General features: G+C 69.7%; 22 protein-coding genes. 5 read left to right on the top strand and 17 right to left on the bottom strand.

Annotated elements, in window-relative coordinates; translation table 11 throughout:
- Nucleotides 1-197 precede the first annotated feature (197 nt).
- The gene (locus ACIGXX_RS06620; protein ID WP_399973320.1) at nucleotides 198-2,051 is read right to left on the bottom strand and encodes an alpha-L-fucosidase; all 1,854 of its coding nucleotides are present in this window, start codon (nucleotides 2,049-2,051) and stop codon (nucleotides 198-200) included.
- Between the two features lie 450 nt (nucleotides 2,052-2,501).
- Between ACIGXX_RS06620 and ACIGXX_RS06615 the strand changes: the two genes are divergently transcribed.
- Nucleotides 2,502-3,167, top strand: a complete 666-nt coding sequence (locus ACIGXX_RS06615; RefSeq protein WP_351158820.1) for a response regulator transcription factor — start codon at nucleotides 2,502-2,504, stop codon at nucleotides 3,165-3,167.
- A 68-nt stretch (nucleotides 3,168-3,235) separates the two neighbouring features.
- Here the strand turns inward: ACIGXX_RS06615 and ACIGXX_RS06610 are convergent, their stop codons facing one another.
- The 9 genes from ACIGXX_RS06610 to ACIGXX_RS06570 all read right to left on the bottom strand — a co-directional run bounded on the left by ACIGXX_RS06610 (nucleotide 3,236) and on the right by ACIGXX_RS06570 (nucleotide 10,356).
- Nucleotides 3,236-4,087, bottom strand: coding sequence for a cyclase family protein (locus tag ACIGXX_RS06610; protein ID WP_361462155.1), 852 nt, complete (start codon nucleotides 4,085-4,087; stop codon nucleotides 3,236-3,238).
- Nucleotides 4,088-4,161: 74 nt separating this feature from the next.
- Nucleotides 4,162-5,145 (bottom strand): carbohydrate kinase family protein, encoded by a 984-nt coding sequence (locus tag ACIGXX_RS06605; RefSeq protein WP_351158815.1) that lies wholly within the window; start codon nucleotides 5,143-5,145, stop codon nucleotides 4,162-4,164.
- A 7-nt stretch (nucleotides 5,146-5,152) separates the two neighbouring features.
- Nucleotides 5,153-5,596 carry an SRPBCC family protein gene (locus tag ACIGXX_RS06600; RefSeq protein WP_351158812.1) on the bottom strand — a complete coding sequence of 148 codons (444 nt, stop codon included), beginning with the start codon at nucleotides 5,594-5,596 and terminating at the stop codon, nucleotides 5,153-5,155.
- 4 nt (nucleotides 5,597-5,600) lie between these two features.
- The gene (locus tag ACIGXX_RS06595) at nucleotides 5,601-5,855 is read right to left on the bottom strand and encodes an acyl carrier protein (RefSeq protein WP_399974331.1); all 255 of its coding nucleotides are present in this window, start codon (nucleotides 5,853-5,855) and stop codon (nucleotides 5,601-5,603) included.
- Between the two features lie 56 nt (nucleotides 5,856-5,911).
- Nucleotides 5,912-6,340 (bottom strand): holo-ACP synthase, encoded by a 429-nt coding sequence (gene acpS, locus ACIGXX_RS06590; protein ID WP_361462164.1) that lies wholly within the window; start codon nucleotides 6,338-6,340, stop codon nucleotides 5,912-5,914.
- The gene (locus ACIGXX_RS06585) at nucleotides 6,319-7,560 is read right to left on the bottom strand and encodes a beta-ketoacyl-[acyl-carrier-protein] synthase family protein (RefSeq protein ID WP_383817456.1); all 1,242 of its coding nucleotides are present in this window, start codon (nucleotides 7,558-7,560) and stop codon (nucleotides 6,319-6,321) included. The genes acpS and ACIGXX_RS06585 overlap by 22 nt, the downstream gene beginning before the upstream one ends.
- Nucleotides 7,557-8,831, bottom strand: coding sequence for a beta-ketoacyl-[acyl-carrier-protein] synthase family protein (locus ACIGXX_RS06580; RefSeq protein ID WP_383817921.1), 1,275 nt, complete (start codon nucleotides 8,829-8,831; stop codon nucleotides 7,557-7,559). Before ACIGXX_RS06580 ends, ACIGXX_RS06585 begins: the two co-directional genes overlap by 4 nt.
- A 20-nt stretch (nucleotides 8,832-8,851) precedes the next feature.
- Nucleotides 8,852-9,925 carry a methyltransferase domain-containing protein gene (locus ACIGXX_RS06575; RefSeq protein WP_399973312.1) on the bottom strand — a complete coding sequence of 358 codons (1,074 nt, stop codon included), beginning with the start codon at nucleotides 9,923-9,925 and terminating at the stop codon, nucleotides 8,852-8,854.
- Entirely contained in the window at nucleotides 9,922-10,356 is a 435-nt protein-coding gene (locus ACIGXX_RS06570) for a cupin domain-containing protein (protein WP_351158803.1), read from the bottom strand. Before ACIGXX_RS06570 ends, ACIGXX_RS06575 begins: the two co-directional genes overlap by 4 nt.
- A 255-nt stretch (nucleotides 10,357-10,611) precedes the next feature.
- Here ACIGXX_RS06570 and ACIGXX_RS06565 point away from each other — a divergent pair, with 255 nt between their 5' ends.
- Nucleotides 10,612-11,049 (top strand): hypothetical protein, encoded by a 438-nt coding sequence (locus ACIGXX_RS06565; RefSeq protein WP_399973309.1) that lies wholly within the window; start codon nucleotides 10,612-10,614, stop codon nucleotides 11,047-11,049.
- Here ACIGXX_RS06565 and ACIGXX_RS06560 read toward each other — a convergent pair.
- A complete protein-coding gene (locus tag ACIGXX_RS06560) occupies nucleotides 11,018-11,371 on the bottom strand; it encodes a helix-turn-helix domain-containing protein (protein WP_351158798.1) in 354 nt (117 codons plus the stop codon). The genes ACIGXX_RS06565 and ACIGXX_RS06560 overlap by 32 nt on opposite strands.
- A gap of 172 nt (nucleotides 11,372-11,543) precedes the next feature.
- Between ACIGXX_RS06560 and ACIGXX_RS06555 the strand changes: the two genes are divergently transcribed.
- From ACIGXX_RS06555 to ACIGXX_RS06545, 3 genes are all read left to right on the top strand, one after another.
- Nucleotides 11,544-13,727, top strand: a complete 2,184-nt coding sequence (locus ACIGXX_RS06555; protein ID WP_399973305.1) for an alpha-N-acetylglucosaminidase — start codon at nucleotides 11,544-11,546, stop codon at nucleotides 13,725-13,727.
- A gap of 148 nt (nucleotides 13,728-13,875) precedes the next feature.
- Nucleotides 13,876-14,721: a chitosanase gene (locus ACIGXX_RS06550; protein WP_351158793.1), complete on the top strand. Its 846-nt coding sequence runs from the start codon at nucleotides 13,876-13,878 to the stop codon at nucleotides 14,719-14,721.
- 134 nt (nucleotides 14,722-14,855) lie between these two features.
- Nucleotides 14,856-15,500, top strand: a complete 645-nt coding sequence (locus ACIGXX_RS06545) for a LysE family translocator (RefSeq protein ID WP_351158791.1) — start codon at nucleotides 14,856-14,858, stop codon at nucleotides 15,498-15,500.
- Here the strand turns inward: ACIGXX_RS06545 and ACIGXX_RS06540 are convergent.
- The 6 genes from ACIGXX_RS06540 to pucL form a co-directional block, all read right to left on the bottom strand.
- Complete coding sequence (locus ACIGXX_RS06540) at nucleotides 15,460-16,674, bottom strand: MFS transporter (RefSeq protein WP_351158789.1); 1,215 nt, start codon at nucleotides 16,672-16,674, stop codon at nucleotides 15,460-15,462. The two genes, ACIGXX_RS06545 and ACIGXX_RS06540, sit on opposite strands and share 41 nt — an antisense overlap.
- Before the next feature lie 117 nt (nucleotides 16,675-16,791).
- Complete coding sequence (locus ACIGXX_RS06535; protein WP_351158786.1) at nucleotides 16,792-18,192, bottom strand: nucleobase:cation symporter-2 family protein; 1,401 nt, start codon at nucleotides 18,190-18,192, stop codon at nucleotides 16,792-16,794.
- Nucleotides 18,193-18,329: 137 nt separating this feature from the next.
- Complete coding sequence (locus ACIGXX_RS06530) at nucleotides 18,330-19,688, bottom strand: nucleobase:cation symporter-2 family protein (protein WP_351159359.1); 1,359 nt, start codon at nucleotides 19,686-19,688, stop codon at nucleotides 18,330-18,332.
- Between the two features lie 350 nt (nucleotides 19,689-20,038).
- Complete coding sequence (locus ACIGXX_RS06525; RefSeq protein ID WP_351158784.1) at nucleotides 20,039-21,427, bottom strand: 8-oxoguanine deaminase; 1,389 nt, start codon at nucleotides 21,425-21,427, stop codon at nucleotides 20,039-20,041.
- A 48-nt stretch (nucleotides 21,428-21,475) separates the two neighbouring features.
- The gene (locus ACIGXX_RS06520; RefSeq protein WP_361462189.1) at nucleotides 21,476-22,888 is read right to left on the bottom strand and encodes a nucleobase:cation symporter-2 family protein; all 1,413 of its coding nucleotides are present in this window, start codon (nucleotides 22,886-22,888) and stop codon (nucleotides 21,476-21,478) included.
- A 67-nt stretch (nucleotides 22,889-22,955) separates the two neighbouring features.
- On the bottom strand, nucleotides 22,956-23,879 hold the full coding sequence (gene pucL, locus ACIGXX_RS06515) for a factor-independent urate hydroxylase (protein WP_351158779.1): 924 nt from the start codon (nucleotides 23,877-23,879) through the stop codon (nucleotides 22,956-22,958).
- Nucleotide 23,880 lies beyond the last annotated feature (1 nt).

Below are 23,880 nucleotides of genomic sequence, written 5' to 3'. Positions count from 1 at the left end.
GGGCGTGCACCGACGGCCCGACCTGGGTGGCCGGTACATCGACATTTGGTCGTATGCCCTGCTGGGCGACGATCAACACTCCCAATTCCGGAGAGCGGAAAATGCCCGCCATTGGTCCTCACCACGCGGGCCCCAAGTCCCGCATTCCGCGGGACTTGGGGCCCGACGCGCGCGGCGGCGGAGGACCGTGGGTCCGCTCAGCGCGCGGACAACTGCGTCGCCGGCACGATCTGCTGCTCCTGGCCGGGGCTGGACCAGAGCAGCTTCATGTGCGCCTCGCCCGTCTGCTCCGCGTACTCGACCTTGATCGAGTGCCGCTTGCCCGCGGTGAGGGCGACCTGGCCCTTGTCGATCCTCGGCTCGTGCGGCGACCAGGAGTCGATGACCAGCTTGCCGTCGATCCACACCCGCGCCATGTCGTCCGACACGGTCGTCAGGGTGTACGTCTCCGAGCGGCGCGGCTCCAGTGTGCCGGTCCAGCGGATGCTGAACTTGTCGGAGGGGATGCTCGCCGCCGGTGAACCCTCGTACTTCCAGGCGTGGTTGAGGGTGCGGTCGGTGCGGGTGATCTTCGGGGTGCCGCTCAGAACGGCGTTGTCGAAGATCTCCTGCTTCAGGCCCTTGCCGTGGTCGGGGCGGGCCGTCGGCCCTGCGTCCACCGTCAGCTCGACGACCGTCGCCGTGTCGTTGGTCGCGGCTCCGGACGGCTTCACGTCGATGCCGTCACCGGCCTTGGTGGCCGTCACCTTCTGGTCGCTGCCCAGCACTCGCGCCGCCGTGACGTCGAAGTCCGTACGCGCCTTCAGGTGCAGGGCGGCGCCGGACGCGGGCCACTGGGTGACGGCCGCGTAGAGCTTGTCGCCCTTGCGGCTGACCGAGCCCCAGGACGGCTCCTCGACGAGTCCGCCGTAGCGGGCGCCGAACACCGCCTTGCCCTGACCCGCCGTGCGCAGCCAGTCGCCCATCTGCTTCAGGCGGTCGACGGAGGGCTGCGGGACGCGTCCTCGGGCGTCGGGGCCGACGTTCAGGAGGTAGTTGCCGCTGCGGGAGGTCGTGGAGAGGAGGTTGCGGACCAGGGTGGACGACGACTTCCAGTCGGTGTCGTAGCGCGCGAAGCCCCAGTGGCCGTTGAGGGTCATGCACGATTCCCAGAGCTGGCCGTCGACCGGGGCGCCGGGGATCTCCTGCTCGGGGGTGCCGTAGTCCCCGTCGACCACGCGGCGCTTGCCGACGCGGTTGTTGATGATCAGGTCCGGGTCGAGGTCGCGGAGGTAGGCCTCCAGCTTCTCGCCGTCCCTCGCCGTCCAGGGGTTGTTGGGCTTGTCCGTGTCCCACTCGCCGTCGAACCACAGCAGCGCCGGATCGTAGGTGTCGACCAGCTCCTTGAGCTGGGCGCGCATCCGCTTCTCGTACCGGGGGAAGGTCGCCGGGTCCGGGAAGTCCGGGTCGTGCCAGTCCCAGATCGAGTAGTAGAAGCCGAGCTTGATGCCCGCGTCGTCCGAGGCCTTCTTCAGTTCGGCCAGGATGTCGCGCTTCTTGTCGAAGGAGGAGTGGTCGCGCAGGTTCCAGTCGTTGACCTTCGTGGGCCACATCGCGTATCCCTCGTGGTGCTTCGAGGTGATGACGATGTAGCGCATTCCGGCGTCCTTGGCCGCCTTGACCACGGCCTTGGCGTCGAACTCGGCCGGGTTGAACGTGGCGGCCTGCTTCTCGTACTCCGCCTTCGGGATGTCGCACTGGCGCTGGATCCACTCGGCGTCGCGGCAGACGGAGCCGTCGGCCTTCTTGTACTCGCCCTCGAGGTTGGAGTACGTGCCGAAGTGGATGAACATGCCGAAGCGGTCCTGCCGGAACCAGTTGGTGCGGTCCGCGGTGAAGGGGTCGTCGGTGGCGTGGTCGGTGCCCGGGCCCGGAGCCTCGGGGGCGGCGGCGGCCGGGGGTTCCGTCGGTGCCGCGACCGCGGCGGGGACGGCGGTCGCGGCGAGGGCCGAGGCGAGGAGCAGGGCGATCCCGGCGACTCTTCGCCGGGTGCGGCTGAACTGGGTGCGCATGGGGGCGGCTCCCTGAGGTTGACGGGTCGCTCGGGAACGTAGGGTCGAATACATCGGATGTCAATGCGTCCAACTGACCTCGACAGGGCCGATGTTGGCACGATCGCCCGCCATCGCTCCGATGACTGGAGGCGCACTGCGGCCACACCGCCTCGGGGGTGCCACCGAGGCGGTGCCACGCCGCCCCCCCATCCCGCGTTTCCATAAAGATTTCAAGCGAATTCCGATCAGCACGCGAAAGGAATCTGTGACTCCGATAAATCGCCGCGTGACGTCGACCTCACTATTGATTATTTACCGGAAGGGGATTTGTGAAGGTGGTGTAGCATCGGATCAGGCAGATAATTCGTCGACGATGAAAATCAGCCAACGGGGGCAAGGAGAACATCACTTGATGCCCCCATGTTCTGATCTTTCACAGTCGTGAATGCGGAACCCAGGGGGAGATCAATGTCATCGATAAAGGTCCTGCTCGTCGACAGCGAACAACTCGTGCTCGAAGGTTTCCGAAAGCTTCTCGACGGGTTTACGGAATTCTCAGTGGTGTCCATCGCCCATGACGCCGCAGCGGCGGTCGAGCACTTACGCAGGCGCCGCCCACAGATCGTCGTGATGGGACTCGGCGTGCCCGGAACGGGCGGCGTGGACGCGATCCGGGCCATTCGCCGGGAGTCCGGGCACGTGCGCATCGTCATCCTCTCCTCCAACCAGCAGCCGGTCTATATGCGCGAGGCCTTCGTGGCCGGCGCCAACGCGTACCTCTCCCGTAGCATCGACGCGGACGAGCTGCGGGGCACGCTCCTCGCCGTGCACCGCGACGGCGCCGCGTTCACCGCGGCCACCGCGGGGCCGATCCTGCAGCTCATGTCGGGCCGCCACCGCGGCGACGACACGGCCCTGTCGACGCTGACCGAGCGCGAGCGGCAGATCCTGTCCCTGATCGCCGACGAGCGCGAGACCGAGTGCATCGCCACCGCGCTGGGCATTCGGCCTAAGACCGTGCGCAACTATCTGAGCCGTATCTACGCCAAATTGGGCACCCCCAACCGTGTACAGACCGTCCTGTACGCGAAACGCTCCCTGGGTCGCCAAGGAGGACTCGTGACGGACCCGTGACGCACTGGACGGCCATCTCCCTGACAGCGCAACGGAACGCGTCTCAATTGCCCGAGCAATTGACCCGTTCAAATCGGTTCCTGCACTCGTTCCGGTACTCGATCCGATACTCGTTCCGAAACTTCGGCAACCGCCCTGCACCATGCCGCGCCCGCATCCGCGAGCGCGATGGGGAAGGCCATGAAGGTGAACGCGCCGCGCTGCGGGAGATCCCGCAACCGGGCAAGGCCCTCAATCTGTATGAACTCCCGCTTCCTGCCATGAAGATGCGTGGGCCAGAGAGCGGCGGGGTCGCGCGTCCCGTAGAAGGACTCCACCATCGCGCGGGCGGGGCCGTCGAAACTCCAGCAGTCCGTACCGAGCACCTTCACGCCCAGGTCCAGCAGATGGTCGACGGCCTCGGGCGTGATCGCGGTGGACCGCGTGTAGTACGCGGGGGTGCCCAGGCGCAGGTCCGAGTCGGTGCGGAAGAGCACCACCGTCCCCGGCCCGGCCTCCGAACCGGCCGCGTGCAGCGCCTCCTTGACGTCGGACGCCGTGACACTCCCCCCGCACTCCCGTACGTCCAGGACGACGCCGGGCCCGCAGAACCACTCCAGCGGCAGGTCGAGGACCTTCTTCGCGGGCTCTCCCGCGCACTCGGGGCCGTAGTGGAAGGGCGCGTCCACGTGCGTGCCCTGGTGGACGGACATCCGGTAGAACTCGTTGGAGAGGAAGCAGCCGTCGGGCAGATCGCGTGCGCGCAGCCGGCGGGCGCCGGTCAGCCAGCGCCAGTAGTTGCGCCGCCGGTCCTTGCGACTGTCCCCCGGCAGCGCCCTGATCCTGCGCGAGAGGTGGCGGATGCCGTCGCGGTGGAGCCACTGCTCGAACTCCACGCCGGGCGCCCGGCGGCTGATGGGGATGCTCAGGTCTACGTACATGGATCGGATGCTCCTGACTCTTTCTCTGTCGGTGACGGGACGTCGGTCTTCACTCACGCCTGATGCGGCACGCCTCACGCGGCGTAGGTGAGCAGGCGGCGGATCGCGGCCGCCGCCGTATGGCCGTACGCCTCTCTGACCCGGTCGAGGAGGCGGCGTACGTCCATCGCGTACTCCTGTGTGCCGGTCGTCTCCAGGGCGAACGAGGCCAGTGCGCAGCCCAGTTGGGCGGCTCGTTCGGGCGGCGCTCCCTGGATGATCCCGGCGACGAGGCCCGCCCGGAACGCGTCTCCCGCCCCGCTCGGCTCGGCCACGGTGACCGAGCCGAGGGCGGGGACGAGGCAGGGCTCACGGCCGGGACGCTCGATGCGCGCCCCGGCGGCGCCGAGCGTGGTCACCCACGCCCCGACCCGTTCGAGGACGCGCGGGCCGCTCCAGCCGGTGGCCTCCCTCAGCCGCTCCGACTCGCCCTCATTGGTGATGAGGCAACTCGCCCCGGATATCAGGTGCTTGATGTCCGCGCGGCCCATCCCTTCGATCTGCCACGAAGGGTGGGCCACGAACGGCAGCCCCAGTGCGCGGCACTCCTCGGTGTGCCGGAGCATCGCGGCCGGATCGCCCGGCTCGACCACCACCAGGCCGAGGCCGCCCGTGCTCGCCGCGACGGAACGCAGCGAGAGGGTGGAGGAGGCCCACAGGGCGCCCGGCCTGAAGGTGCTGACCCGCTCCCCCTCCAGGTCGGTCGTGCACACGTGCCGCGCGGTGTGCTCGCCCGGCACGACGAGTACGGACTCGGTGTCGACCCCGTGCTGCTTGAGCCACACCTGGTAGTCGGCGAAGTCGGAACCGACCGCGCCGACCAGGACCGGATCGAGACCGAGCCGGCCGAGGCCGAAGGCGACGTTGGCCGCGGCGCCGCCCCGGCGCATCTCGAGCCGCGAGGCGAGGAAGGCGAGGGACGCGACGTGCGGCCGGTCCCCCACCAACCGCTCCGGAAAACGGCCCGGGAAGGTCATGAGGTGGTCCATCGCGATGACCCCCGTGATGGCGATGGGCACGGAGAACTCAGACCCCGGACTCGATCTTCCGCTTGATGCCCGCCTGGTTCTGCCGGGTGTGCAGCTGCATGCGCTCCACGACGGTCGGCAGCGGGACATCGAAGGCGTCGTCGACCTCGAAGTCCTGGACCCAGGTCATGAGGGTCCCCTCGGGCACCTGCCGGTAGCTCCACTTGAGGTGCATGTAGCGGAACGGGAAGAGCGGATCGCGCCGCTCGGCGACCGCCGTGAGCTCGCGGTGGTCCAGGAGCCGCCAGGAACTCCAGGTCGAGCCCTCGGGGTTGGTCAGCTCGAAGAGGATCTCGGTCCAGCGGCCGTCCCGCTCCTCCGAGACCACCTTGGCGTGGTTGTACTCGTCGAAGAGGTCGGGCCAGCGGCCGATGTCGTTCGTGATCTCGAAGACGCGCTGTGCGTCCGCCTCGATGACGACGCTGTTCTCGATCCTGGGCATCGTCTCAGCTCCCCACCGCGGCGACGTCGGCCGACAGCAGGCGCCCCACACAGTCGACGAGGTCACCGAAGGTGCGAAAGCCCCCCTCGGCGTCGGCGTCGATGCTGACGCCGAAGTGCTGCTCCAGGGCGACGATCACCTCGACCAGCTCGGTCGAGTCGATGTCGAGGTCCTCGGCCAGGCGCTGGTCGTCGGTCAGCGCCTCGCTCTCGAAGCCGGCACCGCGCATGACGGTGACCACGTTCTCGCGGATGTCCATGGAACTCACGTACTCCTTCGGGTAATTCAGGTGGTCGGTCTTGATGAGGTGAAAGGTCAGTCGGCGACCGCGATCGCCACGGCCACGCCCGCCTCGTGCGAGATGCTCATGTGCAGCCCGCTGTATCCGGCACGCCGCATCGCCTCGTCGGCCCGGCCGGTCAGGCGGGGCACCGGTGCGCCGGACGCGTCGCGGCCGATCTCGACGTCCCGCCAGCCCAGGCCTTCGCCGTAGCCGCCGAGCGCTTTGCGCACGGCCTCCTTGGCGGCGACACGACCGGCCATGCAGTACGCCCGGTGGCGGGGCGACGTGCCCTCGCACTGGGCCTGCTCATTGACCGTGAAGAGCCGCTCGACCATCCGCTGCCCACGGCGCTCGACCATGGCGCGAAGACGCTCGACGTCGACGATGTCGATGCCCACCGCGCGGATGCCGGCCGACCGGGGAAGCACTTCCTGGGAGGTCAACGCCTCAGCAACAGACATGCGTTGACACCTCCCAGGCCGCGCGAGACCACCAGCGTGTGCTCGCAGTCGGCCACGGGGCGCGACTGCCCCGCGACCAGGTCGAGGTCGATCCCGGGGGCCTGCCGGTCCAGGTTCACGGTCGGCGGCACCACCCCGTCGCGCATCGCCCGCAGCGCGAGCGCCGCGTCGGCGGGCGCCGCCGCCCCCAGGAGGTGGCCGAAGCCCGACTTGGGTGCGGTGACGGGAAGCTGGCGCGCGGTGGCGGAGCCGAACGCCTCGTGCAGCGCGTATCCCTCCGTCACGTCCTCGAACGGGACGCCCGAGCCGTGCGCGAAGACCGCTCCGATGTCACCGCCGGAGATCCCGGCGCGCCGCGTCGCGGTCCGCATGGCGCGGCCGAGGACCTGCCCGGTCGGCTCGACCGTGTAGTAGGGCATGTAGCCGTCGGTGGTCACGCCCCAGCCGGCCAGTTCACCCAGGATGCGCGCCCCGCGCCGCTCGGCGTGCTCGCGCCGCTCCATGACCAGGAACACCGCGCCCTCGCCGAAGACGCTGCCGCCGTGGCCCGCGTCGAACGGGCGGTACAACTCGTGCGGGCCGAGCGAGCCGCGGGACTTGGCGCCGAGGCCGCTGGTCTCCATGCAGAGCCAGCCGTACGGCGAAAGGGGCGCCTCCACGCCGCCCGCGATCACGACGTCGGCGCGGTCGCGCAGGAGCGCCTCCGCCCCGCCGATCAACGCGTACGCACCGCTGGCCCGGTCGGCGACGAACGTGCGCGCCGGGCCCTTGATCCCCTGGTCGATGCAGATGTTGCCCTGCGGCGCGGCGGGGAACCAGGCGGTCGCCTGGTAGGGGCTGACCGCGCGCGGCCCGTCGGTCCACAGGTGGCGCAGCTCGCGCTCGGCGAACTCCCAGCCGCCCAGGATGTTGCCGACCATGACGCCGGTGCGCTCGGCGGACGCCTCTTCGCCCACGGTGACGCGGGCGTCGGCGAGCGCCTGCCGTACGGCGTGCACGGACAGGTGCGTGAAGCGGTCGGTGCGCTTGACGAAGCGGGAGGGCAGCTCTGCGCCGGCGTCGAAGTCCGCCTGGCCCGCCGCCGACGTGGCGTACTCCGAGGCGTCGAAGCGGTCGATGGCGGCGATCTGCGGGATGCCCGCGCGTGCGCTGTCCCAGAGGGGATCGATGCCGGTGCCCGCGGGCGTGACCGCCCCGATCCCGGTGACGACGACGCTCATCGGTGCGCTCCTTCCCGCACGGCCCGTGTGACGAGCGCGGCGTGCAGCCCCGCGAACCCGCTGGCGCCCTTGAGGATCGCCTTGCCGTGCCACGGGCGGCCCTCGCCCGGTACGTAGTCGAGGTCGCAGGTGGGGTCCGGGTTCTCGTAGTTGGCGGTCGGGTGGACGAAGGAGTGCTTGCCCGCGAGGGCGCAGAGCACGATCTCCATGGCGCTCGCGGCGGCCAGCGCGTGGCCGACCATCGACTTCGCCGAGTTCACCGGGATCTCCCGGGCGCGCTCGCCGAGGGCGAGCTTGAGGGCGCTGGTCTCGCAGGTGTCGTTCTGCGGGGTCGAGCTGCCGTGCGAGCTGACGTGGTCGATGTCCCGCGGACGCAGGCCGGCCTCCGCCACGGCCTGGGTCATGGCGCGGGTCAGGTCCTCGCCGTCGGAGAGCAGGTCGGTCATGTGCGCCGCGTTGGAGGTGTGCGAGAAGCCGTCCACCGTCAGGTAGGGCGCGGCCCCCCTGCGCTCCGCGTGCTCGCGCGACTCCAGGACGACGATGCCGCAGCCCTCGCCGAGCACGAAGCCGTCGCGGCCCGCGTCGTACGGACGGGACGCGGCCTCGGGACGGTCGGCGTGGGAGCGCGAGAGACAGTTGATGATCTCGAAGGACGCCACCGTCACCGGGGTGATGGGCGCCTCTGTGGCCCCCGCGATCATCACGTCCGCCTCCCCGTGGCGGATCGCCTCGTAGGCGTGGCCGATCGCGTCGACGCCGCCGATGCAGCCCGTCGACAGGGTCACGCACGGGCCCTGCATGCCGAGCAGCGCCGAGAGGATCGTGCCCGGGGTGTTCGACATGGACGCGAGGTACAGGTCGCGGCCCGCCTTGGCCGGGTCGATGGGCCCCCGGCCCTCGTCGGTGACCCGCAGGAACTCCTCCTCCATCTTCGGGGTGCCGCAGACCGCCGTGGACAGCGAGAGTCCGGCGCGTACGGGGTCGTAGGTGCCCTGGGTGAGCCCCGCGTCCCGTACGGCCTGGTAGGCGGCCGCCACGGCGAACTGCGTGTACCGGTCGAGCCGTCGCACCTCGGGCGGCAGGCCCGGTATCTGCTCCTCGAATCCGGAGACCTCAGCGATCGAGTCCGACACGAAGTCGAAGTCTCCGAAGAGCGCCGAACTCGTGATGTCGGAAAGGGGCTTCGTGACGCTCTTTCCCGCGGAGATCGTTTCCCATAGTGCTTCTGTTCCTATTCCGGCCGGGCTGACCACTCCTAACCCGGTGACCACCACTTCTCGCACGTGAACCACTAACGCCTTTCTCCTGTCAGAACAGTGATGACGCCGGGTGTGACGGACTCCTTCGCCGTCACCCCGTATTTCTCCATGACCGCCCGGTACACGGATTCCTCCTGGACCCCGCCCGCCTCGGTGTTCACCAGGAGGCTGAGCGCGATCATCGGACGGTGCAGGGCGGGCCGCCCCGGCTCCTGGCGCATGACGTCGACCATCAGCAGGGTGCCGCCGGGTCGCAGCAGCCGTGCGCACTCCTGGACGAGGCGCTCCGTGGCGTCCGGGCCCGCGAAGCGGCTCAGGTGCGCGAGGACGACGGTGTCGAAACAGCCGCCGGGGAAGGGCGCCTTGGGCAGGTCGCCCGCGTAGTCCCTGGTGAAGTCGGCGGGGACGAAGCGGAACCGCTCCGCCACGCCGAACTCCGCCGCCCGCTCGCGTGCGACGCCGAGCAGCTCCGGGGCGTCGTGGGCCACCACGCGTGCCTCCGGGTCGGCGGCGGCCAGGGCGATGCCCCACTCGCCGGCGCCCGACGCGAAGTCCAGGACGCGGCCCGCCTCCGGCAGGGCGAGCTCCCGCACCACGCGGAAGGCGGTGCGCACCCCCACCGGGAAGATCCCGGCGAACATCCCCGGGTAGAGGTCCCGGTTCTCGGGGGCGCCGAGCTCTCCGCCGCCGTGCCCGCCGGTCCGCACCAGTTCGGTGAGGCCGGTCCACTGGTCCCACTCCGCGAGTACGTCGGCGAAGTGCTCGCCGAGGTAGCCGCGGCCGCCCTCGACCAGGTAGGCCCGGGAGGCGTCGGTGAGCGCCCAGCTGTCCTCGCCGCTGCCGTCACCGCCCGCGACCAGGCCCAGCTCCTCCAGGGCGGCGAGCAGGGCGCGCAGCCCGTCGGGGTCGCAGCCCAGCTCGGCTGCGAGGCCCCGGGCGCCGCGCGGGCCCCGGACGAGGCCGGTGAACACGCCCAGTTCCAGGGCCGTGCCGAGCACCCTGGCGCGGGCGAAGCCGAAGTTCAGGGCGAGGAGCGGACCGGGGTCCGGTGCGTCCTCGTACGGAGCGAGGGCGCGGCTGGGTGCCGCGGCCGTCGGTGCACTCACTTGCCGCCCCCCAGGAGGCTCACGTACTCGGGGTTCTGCGTGTACTCGTAGGGGTCCTCGGAGAGGAACACGTTCCGTACCGGGGGCCGCTCGCAGGGCGCGACGACCAGGAACCGGCAGGTCTGGTCCGGGCCGGTGACGAAGCCGTGGGGCTCGTTGCGGGGGATGAAGATGGCGTCGCCGGGGCCGACTTCCTCGGTCTTGCCGAGCTCGGGCATGACGAGCCCCATCGAGCCTTCGAGCACATAGATCTCGTGTTCCCACTCGTGGTAGTGCGGCGGAGTGGAGCCGTTCGGCGCGACCTCGAATTCGGTGAGGACGAAGCGGTCGGCGCCGTCCGGTGTGTCGATGAGTTTCCGGTGGGTGGTCTCCTTCGCTCCCGGTTCGCGGACTATCTCGGCCTTGACCGCGGTCCTGTGCACGCGCTTCATCTGCTGCCCTTCTCGGGATGGGGTCGGGGACGGAATCCGGATGGATCCGAATCTGCAATCGAACGTAAGTCAGCGGCGGCGGGCTCATCTATGGGCATAGACCGCCGCTGACGTCGGGACATGGAGCCGGACTCGGACGGGATGTCGGCCCACGGGGGTGGGACAAAGTCCCGGCGTCCGGGCTACGCTCGCGACAGCGCTTCGGAAACCGAAGCAGTCGGCAGACGGCAGTCAGAGCCAGGAGGAGCGAGACCGATGAGCCTCGACGTACGTGACGTACTGGCACCCGGCGCACCCGGACAGACCCGGCTCCTGCTCGCGCGGGACGTCGTCTTCCACAGCCCTGTCGCGGACTACGGCGGGCGGGACGACGTGGCGCACCTGTTCACGAAGATCGGGCAGTGCCTGCACGGGGTCGAGCCGCTGCGGGAGTTCTCCGGACCCGGGGCGGACGGGGAGGGCAGGGAAGGCGGGGAAGGCGAGAAGCGCGGGCAGGAGCACCACAGCGTGACGACCTTCACCTGTAGCGTCGGCGAGGAGTCCGCCGCGTACGGCGTCTTCGTGCAACAGGTCGACGCCCAGGGTCAGTTGACGGAGGCGACCCTGCTGCTCCGGCCGCTCGGCTCGCTGAAGGCCGCCGTCTCGCAGATGCGGGAGGCGCTCAGCGCCGACCCTCTGCCGAGTCGGCGCTGACCTCCGTGGCCCAGCGCTCGGCCCACGCGTCCAGGGGGCGCAGGGCTTGGTGGGCGTCGCTCCCGAGCTCGGTCAGGGCGTAGGAGCTGTCGGGCAGTTGCCGCACCAAGCCGGCTTCGAGCAGTTCGGTCAGGCGCTGGCGCAGCACGCTGGACGACATCGCGTCGCACCGCTCCTGGAGCGCGCGGAACCCCAGCGGCTCGGCGCGCAGCTCCCAGACGATCCGCAGGCTCCAGCGCCGCCCGAACAGGTCGAGGGCGGCCATCAGGGGACGGCCCGTGGTGGAGGCGCGGGTCGGCCTGCCGGGCAGCGGTGCGGTCATCCGCCGACGCTAGCACCGGGGCCGCGGGCGGTGCGGCGGCGCGGCGCACGGGCAGGGCCGCCGCGCGAGGGCATCTTGACCATGGTCCGCGCGCGGTTCATCGTGGTGCGCCGTCCAGCACCGCTCGGGCGCCCGCCCGAGCATCGCCGACCCGGGAGGGTATCCCTACGTCATGCCCCTGGCCCGCCGCACCTTCCTCACCGCACTCGCCGGAACGACCGGCGCCGCCGTCGCCTGTTCCGGCTCCACCGCCGACGGTGCCCCGGCCTCCGCCTCGCCCGCGGTCAAGGCCGCCCGACGGCTGCTGCCCCGGCACTGGAAGCAGCTGACGTTCAGAACCGCGGGTCCCGACGACGCCTTCCGGATATCCGGGCGGCGCGGGAACATCACCGTCACCGGATCGACCCCGGCCGTTCAACTGACCGGCCTGCGCCACTACTTGAAGCACACCGCGCACGCGAACATCACCTGGGCCGGTGACCAGCTGGACCTGCCCGACCGGCTGCCCGGCCTGGACGAGCCGGTCACCGGCCGCGCCAACGCCCCGCACCGCTTCGTGCTCAACGACACGAACGACGGCTACACGGGGGCGTACCACGACTGGTCGTACTGGGAGCGCGAGATCGACGTGCTCGCGCTGCACGGCTACAACGAAGTGCTCGTGTACGTCGGCGCCGACGCGCTCTACCACCGCGTGTTCCAGGAGTTCGGCTACTCCGACCAGGAGTTGCGCGAGTGGATCCCGGCCCCGGCGCACCAGCCGTGGTGGCTGCTCCAGAACATGTCCGCCTTCCCGTACCCCGTCTCGCGCCAACTTCTCGACCGAAGGGCCGCGTTGGGCCGTCGCATCGCCGACCGGCTGCGGGACCTCGGCATGACGCCGGTGTTCCCCGGCTACTTCGGCACGGTCCCGCCCGGCTTCACGGCGAGGAATCCCGGCGCGAGGACCGTGCCGCAGGGCGACTGGGTCGGCTTCGCGCGGCCCGACTGGCTCGATCCGCGCACCGAGCACTTCGGCCGGGTGGCCGCCGCCTTCTACCGCGCCCAGGACGATCTTTTCGGCGCCTCGACGATGTACAAGATGGACCTCCTGCACGAGGGCGGTAAGCCGGGCGACGTCCCGGTCCCGGACGCGGCGAAGGCCGTCGAGAAGGCCCTCCAGACCGCGCATCCCGGCGCCACCTGGGTGATCCTCGGCTGGCAGAGCAACCCTCCCGAGGCCATCGTCGACGCCGTCGACAAGTCGATGATGCTGGTGGTCGACGGCCTCTCCGACCGCTTCCCGAAGGTCACCGACCGCGAGGCCGACTGGAACGCGACCCCGTACACCTTCGGCTCGATCTGGAACTTCGGCGGCCACACGGCCCTCGGCGCCAACACCCCCGACTGGGCCGCACTCTACGAGAAGTGGCGCACCAAGGAGGGCAGCACGCAGCGCGGCATCTCCCTGATGCCGGAGGCCGCCGACAACAACCCGGCCGCCTTCGAGCTCTTCTCCGAACTGGCCTGGCGTACAGGCGACTTGGACCTGGACGCCTGGTTCGCCGACTGGTCCGTTTCCCGCTACGGAGCCGCCGACCCGCACGCGGCGGCGGCCTGGGACGTCCTGCGCCGCACCGCGTACGGCACGACCCGAGCCGACGAGTGGTCCGAGGGCGCGGACGGCCTCTTCGGCGCGCGGCCCGACCTGTCGGCGAAGTCGGCGGCGGCCTGGTCGCCGAAGGCGATGCGGTACGAGCCCGCGGATTTCGAACCCGCCCTCATTGAACTCCTGCACGTGCGCCGCGAGTTGCGCCGCTCCTCCGCCTACCGCCGCGACCTCCTGGACGTGGCGCGCCAGGCCCTCTCCAACCGCAGCCGGGTGCTCCTCCCCGACATCAAGAAGGCGTACGACGACAAGGACACGGCCCGCTTCGACGAGCTGACCCGGACCTGGCTCGGACACATGGATCTGCTCGACAAGCTGGTGGCCACCGACTCCCGCCACCTCCTGGGGCGTTGGGTCGCCGACGCCCGCTCGTGGGGCGCCGACGCGACCGAACGGGACCGGCTCGCGTACGACCAGCTGTCGCTGCTCACCGTGTGGGGCACGCGGTCCGGGGCGGACGCGGGGCTGCGCGACTACGCCAACCGGGAGTGGGCCGGACTGGTCGGCGGGCTCTACCGGCTGCGCTGGGGAACGTACTTCAAGGAGCTGCGTGCGGCGCTCGACGAAGGGCGGGCCCCGAAGGCCATCGACTGGTTCACGCTCGAAGACGGGTGGATTCGTGACCCGGGGCAGCTCGCCGTCCGGCCGACCGGAGACACGTACAAAGTCGCTGTTCAGGTGCGCGAACGGCTGACCGGGACGCGATAACCGGCGGGGCACGGTCTCCAAGATCATCAACTCGCCCTCCCTTGACGGGTATACGTCACCCTCGAACTCTGGTAGGAAACCTTCCTAACAGTACGTGGAAGAGCCCAAGCGTCATCGGATCGACGAACTCCCCCACCTTGGAGGTCCCGTGCCCACCCCCCATCGCGCCCCCACGCCCCGCATCCACACCTCACGCCGAACTCTGCTCGCCTTCATCGGCGCCTCGCTCGTCGCAGGACCGGTCATCGCCTCCCAGACGGCGGGCGCGGCCCCGGCCGCGAAGGCGGTCGGGCTCGACGATCCGGCGAAGAAGGAGATCGCCATGAAGATCGTGTGCAGCGCCGAGAACTCCGACCTCAACTGGAAGGAGTACTACCGCTACTGCGAGGACATCGGCGACGGCCGCGGCTACACCGCCGGGATCATCGGCTTCTGTTCCGGCACCGGCGACATGCTCGACCTCGTCGAGCTCTACACCCAGCGCAAGCCGGGCAACGTCCTCGCCAAGTACCTGCCCGCGCTGCGCGAGGTGGACGGCACCGACTCCCACGAGGGCCTCGACCCCAACTACACGCGCGACTGGGAGCGGGCCGCCGAGGACCCGGCGTTCCAGAAGGCGCAGAACGACGAGCGGGACCGCGTCTACTTCAACCCGTCCGTCAAGCAGGGCAAGGCGGACGGCATCGGCGTCCTCGGGCAGTTCGCGTACTACGACGCGATCGTCATGCACGGCAATGGCGGCGACAGCACCAGCTTCGGCAACATCCGCAAGCGCGCGCTGCGTTCGGCCAAGCCGCCGGCCCAGGGCGGTGACGAGGTGACGTACCTCAACGCCTTCCTGGACGCGCGCGTCTGGGCGATGAGGCAGGAGGAGGCGCACGAGGACACCAGCCGCGTCGACACGGCACAGCGGGTGTTCCTGAAGAAGGGCAACCTCAACCTGAACACTCCGCTGGAGTGGAAGGTGTACGGGGACCCGTACCGCATCGGCTGATCCGTCGTCCGCGTCGGCGCGGGGCACCGGCACCCCGCGCCGATGCAGCGGTGCTGCCGATGTAGCGGTGCTTACGTGTTGTGTGAAGAATTCTTCGCTGGTGCTCGACGGCGGAGGGGTCCGATCCTTGCTGGATGATCGGAATGAACGCGGTACTCGGCGTCGCAGTGGTGTCCCTGGGCATGGTGCTCACGCCGGGCCCCAACATGATGTACCTCGTCTCGCGGAGCATCACCCAGGGCAGGCGGGCCGGAGCGATCTCGCTGGCCGGGGTCGCCGTCGGCTTCATCGTCTATCTGACGGCCGCCAACCTGGGCCTGTCCCTGGTCTTCCTCGCGGTCCCCCAGCTGTACGTGGCCGTGAAGCTGGCCGGGGCGGCCTACCTGGCGTGGCTGGCCTGGAAGGCGCTGAAGCCGGGCGGCGTATCGGTCTTCTCCCACCAGGAGTTGGCCCCCGACTCGCCCCGACGCCTGTTCTCCATGGGGGTGTTGACGAACCTCCTGAACCCGAAGGTCGCCATCATGTACGTCTCGCTCATCCCCCAGTTCATCGACCCGGCGGCCGGGCACACGCTGGTGCAGGGCTTCCTCCTGGGCGGCGTCCAGATCTCGATCAGCCTGGTCGTGAACCTCGCCATCGTCATGGCGGCAGGCACCATCGCGGTGTTCCTGGCCCGCCGCCCGACGTGGCTGCGGGTCCAGCGGTACGTGATGGGTACGGTGCTCGGCGCCCTGGCGGTCAAGCTCGCGACGGACCGGGCGCCCGCCGCGGCGACCTGAGCACCGCCGCCACCGCCAGGGTCGCGACGATCCCGCCGAGCGTCATGACCACGGTGGTGGACGCCGCGTCCACCACCGCGCCGCCCGCCAGCGCGCCCAGCGAGAGCGTCGCCTGGAACGACGACGTGAACAGCACGGACGCCGCCTCGGGCGCGCGCGGTGCCGCCGTCACGAACCACGTCTGGGAGCAGACCGGCACCGCGCCGTACGCGGCGCCCCAGACCAGGAGCAGCACGAGCGCGCCGGTCTTCCCCGTACCGAGCACGGGCAGCAGCAGCGTCGCGGCGGCGAGCAGGCACGCGGCCACCGCGAACGTGCCGCGCGGCCGGCGCCGCACCCACGCGCCCGCGAGGAAGTTGCCGACGATGCCCGCGGCGCCGTACGCGAGCAGGAAGACGGTGATGAGCCGCGGGCCCGCGTGCGTCACGTCCGCCAGGAACGGCGTGACGTAGGTGTAGGTGCCGAAGTGGGCCATCACGATGAGGAAGGTCGCGAGGAGGCCGACCCGGACGCGGGAGGTACCGAGCAGCTCGCGCAGCACCGTGAGCCGGGTGACCTGCTGCGGCGGCAGGGGCGGCACGGACACCACGAGCGCGCCGAGCACCGCCAGGGTCAGGACGCCCATCGCCACGAACACCGAGCGCCAGCCCGCCAGTTGACCGAGCAAGGTGCCCGCGGGGACCCCGAGCACCGAGCCCAGCGGGACCGCGGAGAAGATCACGGCGGTCGCCCGGCCGGCCTGGGCCTCGGGGACCAGACGGGAGGCCAGGCTCGCGCCGATGGACCAGAAGGCACCGATGACGAGTCCGACGAGGACCCGGGAGACCATCATCAGCCAGTAGCCGGGCGCGATCGCGGCGAGGAAGTTCGCGAGAGCCAGCAGCAGCATCAGGGCGCAGAGCATGTGGCGCCGGTCGACGCGTCCGGTGGTGACGGTCACGGTCGGTGCGGCGACGGCGGCGAGCAGGCCGGGCAGGGTCATCATCAGGCCGGACGTGCCGTCCGAGATGCCGAAGGTGTCGCCGATGGGGGTCAGCAGGCCGATCGGCAGGATCTCGGTGGTGACGATGGAGAAGATCCCCAGCGTCACGGCGATGACGGCCGGCCAGCCGCCCCGCCGGAGGCGGGCGGAGGAGGTCTCGGTGAACGGAGGTGACGTGGCGGGTGCTGGCATGCTGCCGAGTTCAGCAGTGCCGTACGGACCGGGTCTGGCACGTATGCGACATCAATGTGCCGCGGCGAGGGTGACGTCGGATTCCCGCGCGGCGCCCCCGCCGGCCGGCCGCTCGGCTCAGTGCGTGATCGCGGGCTTGGGCTGTTCGGCGCCCGCCGAACCCGCCTTGCCGCCCAGGTGGTTGAAGACCAGGTTCAGCGCCACCGCCAGCAGGCAGCCCGTGGAGATCCCCGATCCGAGGACGATCTGGGCCCAGGCCGGGAACGCGTCGTAGAAGCCGTCCGAGAGCGCGGGCGCCAGGCCCGCGCCGAGGGTGACCACGACGATCAGGGCGTTGTCGCCCCGGTGCAGGTCCGCCTGGAGCAGCGTCTGGATGCCGCTGACCGCGATGGAGCCGAAGAGGAAGAGGCTGACGGCGGCCAGGACCGGCATGGGAACGACCGAGATCAGTGCCGCCGCTGCCGGGCTGAGGCCGATCAGGACGAGGATCGCGCCGCTGAGCGCCACCACGAAGCGGCTGCGCACCTTGGAGATGACGACCAGGCCGATGTTCTGCGCGAAGGCGCTCGCGTGGAAGGCGTTGAAGAGCGGGCTGAGTGCCGAACCGAGCGCGTCGGCGCGCAGGCCGCGGGCGATGGTCTTCTCGTCGACCTCCTTGTCGACGATCCTGCCCAGGGCGATCATGTCGGCGGTCGACTCGGTGAGGATCACCAGCATCACGACGCACATGGAGATGATCGCCGGGATGTTGAACTCCGGTGCGCCGAAGTGCAGCGGGGAGGGGATGCCGACCAGGGCGGCGTCGTCCAGCTTGGAGAAGTCGGCGAGGCCCATCGGGATCGCGAGCAACGTACCGAAGATCATCGCGAAGAGCATGCTGATCTGCTTGAGGAAGCCGCGCGTGAAGCGCTGGAGCAGCAGCATCACCAGGACGGTGGCCCCTGCCAGGCCGATGCTGGCCGGCTCCGGCGTGCCCGTCGGCGAGTCGTCCACGATCCAGTCGTACGCGACGGGGATGAGGGAGACGCCGATCAGGGTGATGACCGATCCCGTCACCACCGGCGGGAAGAAGCGGACCAGGCGTGAGAAGTAGGAACTGACCAGGAAGCCGAAGACGCTGGAGACGATGATCGCCCCGAAGACCACCGGCATCCCCGCCTCGACGCCGCCCTGCGTCGTGATGATCGTCAGCATCACGCCGACGCCCGCGAACGAGACTCCGTTGACGAAGGGCAGGCGGGAGCCGATGAAATTGCCTATGCCAAGGGTCTGGAGCAGCGTCGCGATGCCCGCCATCAGGAGGCTGCCGCCCATGAGTACGGCGGTGTCCCCCGGCGACATCTTGGCTGCGACGGCCACGACGAGCGGGACCGAGACCGCGCCCGCGTACATGGAGGCGACGTGCTGGAGACTTGCGACGAGCATCCGGCCCGGCGGCAGGATCTCGTCGACCGGATGGACCTCAGGAGCCGCTTCGGCGGGTGCGGCCGGGTCGGCGGGGCGTGGCTGAGAACTCATGGGTGGCGCTTCTTCCGTGTGCGAGACGCCGGAAGTCGGGCCCGCCGCGCGGGAGTTCACGAGGCGCGCGGCGGGACCGACCATCAATCCGACTGGAAAGTAACTTCCGCGATGCGGGCGGCGTCACGCACGTTACGTCAGTGGGCCCCCGCCGGGGAAGACCCTTCGTGCACCCTCTGTTCAGCGATCTCTCCCCCGGGCTCCATCGGATTGGTCACTTCGTCGTCCTCGCCCCGCTTGCCGATGTGGTTGAAGACGAGGTTGAGCAGCACGGCCGCGACACAGCCCGTGGAGATGCCCGAGTCGAGGATGATGTTCGCCGTCTCCGGGAACGCGTGGTAGAACTCCGGCGCCGCGATCGGGATCAGGCCGACGGCCAGTGAGACGGCCACGATCAGGACGTTGTTGTCACGCTCCAGGTTCGCCTTGACCAGCGTCTGGATGCCGCTCGCCGCGACCGAGCCGAAGAGGACGACGCCCGCGCCGCCGAGCACCGGGCGCGGTACGACGGCGATGAGCGAGGCGGCCATCGGGCACAGGCCCATCAGGACCAGGAAGCCGCCGCCCACGGCGACCACGTACCGGCTGCGGATCTTCGTCATCGCGACCAGGCCGATGTTCTGCGCGAACGCGCTGCACATGAAGCCGTTGAAGAGCGGGCTGACCGCCGAGCCGAGGCAGTCGGCGCGCAGTCCGGCCGCGATGGTCTTCTCGTCGGCGGGACGGTCCACGATCTCGCCGAGCGCCAGCATGTCGGCCGTGGACTCGGTCATCGAGACGACCATGACGACACAGAGGGAGACGATCGCCGCCGCCGCGAACTGCGGGGCGCCGAAGTGGAACGGCGTCGGGAAGCCAACGATGTCCGCGTCGCCGACCGGGCTGAAGTCCGTGACGCCGAACGGGATCGCGATGACCGTGCCGACGACGAGGCCCAGGAGCACGGCGATCTGCTTGACGAAACCGGTGGTGAACCGGCGCAGGAGCAGCACGATCACGAGGGTGATGCCCGCGAGACCGAGGTTCTTCATCGAGCCGTAGTCGTCGGCTCCCGGGACGGGTCCCTGCGCCCAGCCGAAGGCTACCGGCATGAGCGAGATGCCGATGAGCGTGATGACCGTGCCGGTCACCACCGGAGGGAAGAAGCGGACCAGCTTCGAGAAGAAGGGCGCCGCGACGAAGCCGAGGATGCCCGCGACGATCACCGCCCCGAAGATGATCGGGAGCGCGTCGTCCTTGTCCTTGGTCGAGTCGACGACCGCGAGCATGGGGGCGACACCGGCGAAGGTGACGCCGTTGACGAAGGGCAGCCGGGCGCCGATCTTCCAGATGCCGAGCGTCTGGAGGAAGGTGGCCAGGCCCGCGGTGAACAGACAGGCGCCGGTCAGGAAGGTGAGTTCCTTCGCGGAGAGGCCGATCGCCGCGCCCACGATGAGCGGCGGGGCGACGACACCGGCGTACATGGCCGCCACGTGCTGGAGGCCGGTCGTCGCCATCTTGAGCGGGGGGAGCTTCTGGTCGACGGGATGTACGTCTCGTATGGCGCTCTCGCCGTCGACTTCGGATGGGTCTGGGGTGGTGCCTTGCTTGGTGAACCTGGGCTGAGTGGCCACTGTGGCTCCTCCGGTTGTTTTCCAGTACGGGCCGTGCCGGCACTTTTCGCTTCTGGGAGGTGGTGCGTGGTGCAAGGACTTGCTCGGTATGAAGTTGTGGGTGGTGCGCCCAGGTAGTACTGACCGCCCCGGGAACGTGAAGCTTTGGGCCACGTTCCGGGGCGGCACTTGAGCAACCCGCTCGGCTGCTCAAGTCCGGTCAAGGGCCGTCCCCCCTGACCGGAGTTCGTGGGTCAGGCCTCGGCGGCGATCCGCGCGAGGCGCTGCGCCTCCTCCCGCGCAGAGCGGGCGATGGCGTCCTCGTCGACGTGCAGCAGGGAGCCGTTCTCGACGATCGGCCGGCCGTTGACGAGGGAGAGCGTGACCGGGGCCGCCGCGCCGAAGACGATGGCGGTCACCGGGTCGGCGATCGAGGAGTGCCCGATGCCGTCGATCTTCCAGAGGACCAGGTCGGCGAGCTTGCCCGGCTCGAGCGACCCGATCTGCGTGGAACGGCCCAGGACCTGGGCGCCGCCGAAGGTGCCAAGGCGCAGGGCCTGACGCGCGTTCAGGGCGGCCTCGCGGTGGGCGCCGAGGCGGTTGATGAGCAGCGCGTTGCGCAGCTCGGTGTGGAGTTCGCCGGACTCGTTGGACGCCGTGCCGTCGACACCGAGGCCGACCGGGACGCCCGCCTTGAGCATGTCGGGGACGCGGGCGATGCCCGCGGCCAGACGCGCGTTGGAGGAGGGGCAGTGCGCGACGCCCGTACCGGTACGGGCGAACGCGGCGATGTCGGAGTCGTTCATGTGGACGCAGTGCGCCATCCACACGTCGTCACCGAGCCAGCCCGTCGACTCGAAGTAGTCGGTCGGGCCCATGCCGAACAGCTCCTTGCAGAACTGCTCCTCCTCCACGGTCTCGCTGCCGTGGGTGTGCAGGCGTACACCCTTGGCGCGCGCCAACTCCGCGCCCTGCTTCATGAGTTCGGTGGAGACCGAGAACGGCGAGCAAGGGGCGACGGCGACCTGCGTCATCGCGTCGAAGGAGGCGTCGTGGTGCTTGTCGACGGTCTCGGCGGTCGCGGCGAGCGCGCCTTCGAGCGTCTCGACGGCGAAGTCCGGCGGCAGGCCGCCGTCCTTCTCGCTGCGGTCCATGGAACCGCGGGCCAGGGTGAAGCGCACGCCCATGTCGCTCGCGGCGCCGATGATGGCGCCGGAGAGGTCACCCGAGTTCTTCGGGAAGACGTAGTGGTGGTCCATCGCGGTGGTGACACCGCCGCGGGCCATCATGCCGAGCGAGCCCTGCGCGGCCGCCGTCACCATCCGCTCGTCGATGCGCGCCCAGGTCGGGTACAGCGCGACGAGCCAGTTGAAGAGGTTGTGGTCGGTGGCCAGGCCACGGGTGATCCACTGGTAGAAGTGGTGGTGGGTGTTGACCAGGCCGGGGGTCACCAGGTGACCGGTCCCGTCCACGCGGCGTACGACGTTCTGAAGACCCTCGGGAGCCTTCCCCGCTCCGATGGACTCGATCTTGTTGCCCGCGACGACGACGTGTCCCGACGCGTACTCGGTGTCGTTCGCGTCGACGGTCGCGATGGCACAGTTCTCGATGACGATGCGCTGCAGGTCTGCCGGTGCTGCCATGGTGCTTCTTCCTTCTCTTTGTTGTGGCGATGTGGGCACGGCATGACCCTAGGAAGATTTGAGTGCCGCGGCCGCGGGGCCGCGGGTGCCGAGATGGTTGAAGAACAGGTTGAGCAGGACCGCGGTCAGCGCTCCCGCACTGATTCCGGAGCCGAGGACGGTCTGCGCCCAGGCCGGGAATTCGGCGTAGAAGGTGGGCGCGGCGAGCGGGATGATGCCCGCTCCGAGCGCGACGGCCACCAGGATGATGTTGGAGCTGTCGTCCAGGCCCGCCTCGGAGAGCGTACGGATGCCGCTCACCGCGATGGAGCCGAAGAGGACGATGCCCGCGCCGCCGAGGACCGGCATCGGTACGAGGCTGACGACCGCGCCGAGCATCGGGAAGGCGCCGAGCACGATGAGGGCGCCGCCCGCGACGGCCACGACATAGCGGCTGCGGACACGTGTCAGGGAGACGACGCCGACGTTCTGCGCGAAGGCCGAGGTCGGGAAGCCGCCGAAGACCGGTCCCACCAGGGTCGCGATGCCGTCGGTGCGCAGGCCGCGCGTGATGGTCCTCCCGTCGGTCTTGCGCTCGCAGATCTCGCCCAGGGCGAGCATGCCGGCCGACGACTCGGTCATCAGGACCAGCATCACGATGCAGAGCGAGAGGATCGCAGCGGGCTGGAACTCCGGGGCGCCGAAGGCGAACGGCGTCGGAAGCGCGGCCACCGGAGCGGACCTGATGGCGCTGAAGTCGGCCATCCCGAACGGGATCGCGGCGAGCGTGCCGACGAACATGCCCAGAAGCAGGGCTACTTGCTTGAGAAAGCCGCGTCCGAACCGCTGGAAGAGCAGGATCACCACGAGCGTGAAGGCGGCGAGCGCGAGGTACTTCATGGCGCCGAAGTCGGCGGCGGCCTTGTCGCCGCCCTGTGCCCAGGTGACGGGCACGGGCATCAGCGTCACGCCGATGAGGGTGATGACGACGCCGGTGACCAGCGGCGGGAAGAAGCGCAGGAGGCGCCCGAAGAAGGGGCCGACGGCGAGGCAGAAGACGCCCGCGACCATCACCGCGCCGTAGATGGCCGGGAGTTGATGACCTGTGGCGCTGTTCTCGGCGATGGCGAGGATGGGTGCGATGCCGGCCGACGATGCGGCGTTCACGAAGGGGAGCCGGTTGCCGACGAAGCCCTTGACGCCGAGCGTCTGCAGGATCGTGGCGAGTCCGGCGATCAGCAGGCTCGCGGCGATGAGGCGCGTCTGAGCGACCGTGTCCAGGCCGACGGCCTGGCCGATGATCAGCGGCGGAGTGACGACGCCCGCGTACATGGCGGCGATGTGCTGGAGCGCGGCGGGGACGAGCCGCGAGGGGTGGAGCTTCTCATCCACCGGGTGACAGGCGGGAGTTGATTCGCCGCCGGCTATGTCCGATGGGGTGGAACACGGGCCTTTAGCCGGCCCCTTTGCAGGCTGTGCCATTGCTGCTGTTCCCTCCGGTGTGGCGCGCCCCCGTCCGCTGCGGACGGTTGGGGGCGCGCATCCCGCGTCAGAGGTTGGTCATGTCGACCGGGATCTTCGGCTCGATCCCGTCCCTGAGAACCGTGGCCTCGATGAGGCCGTAGGGGCGGTCGGCCGCGAAGTAGACCTCGTTGTCGTTCTTGAGACCGAAGGGCTCGAGGTCCACCAGGAAGTGGTGGTTGTTCGGCAGCGAGAAGCGGATCTCGTCGATCTCGCTCCGGCTGTTGATGACGCGCGAACCCATTTGGTAGAGGGTCTGCTGGAGCGAGAGGGAGTACGTCTCGGCGAAGGCCTGGAGGATGTGCTTCTTGGCCTGCTCGTACGACTTCTCCCAGTTGGGCATCCGGTCCGCGTCGCTGGTCCAGTTGTAACGCCAGGCGGCGGAGACGTCGGTGCACAGGATGCGGTCGTACGCCTCCTTCAGCGTCGTGTACTTGTCCTTGACGTAGCCCCAGAACTCCGAGTTGGTGGAGTTCATGACCGTGAGGTCCTTGAGCCCGGAGATGATCTCCCAGTTCTCGCCGTCGAAGGTGATCTGCGTGGTGCGCAGCTCCTGGCCCTTGCGGGCGAAGGAGTGGTTGACCTCGTCCGAGCCGATGAACCGGGAGTTGTTGTCCGAGGTCGCGATGCGCTCCCAGGTGTACTCCTGGATGCGGATCCGCGCGACCTTGATCGGCTCCTGGGACGTCACGAAGTGGCGGGCCAGGTGGATGCCGAACTGCTCGGCGGACTCGATGCCGTACTCCTTGGCGAACGCGTACACCGTGTTCTTGGTGGTGTCCGTCGGCAGGACGTTGGCGTTCGAGCCGGAGTAGTGGACGTCCTCCATGTCGCCGGAGAGCGCGACCGAGACGTTCAGGTCCTTGATGTGGTGGGTGTCGCCGTCCCGCGTGATCTTGACGACGCGGTTCTCTGCTTTGCCGTACTGGTTCTGGCCGAGAATCGTGGGCATG

This window comes from Streptomyces sp. NPDC055243 (assembly GCF_044544025.1).
In the GTDB taxonomy this organism is placed as follows: domain Bacteria; phylum Actinomycetota; class Actinomycetes; order Streptomycetales; family Streptomycetaceae; genus Streptomyces.
Note: the sequence above shows the minus strand (reverse complement) of the source record. Positions and strands in the feature narration are given on the sequence as shown.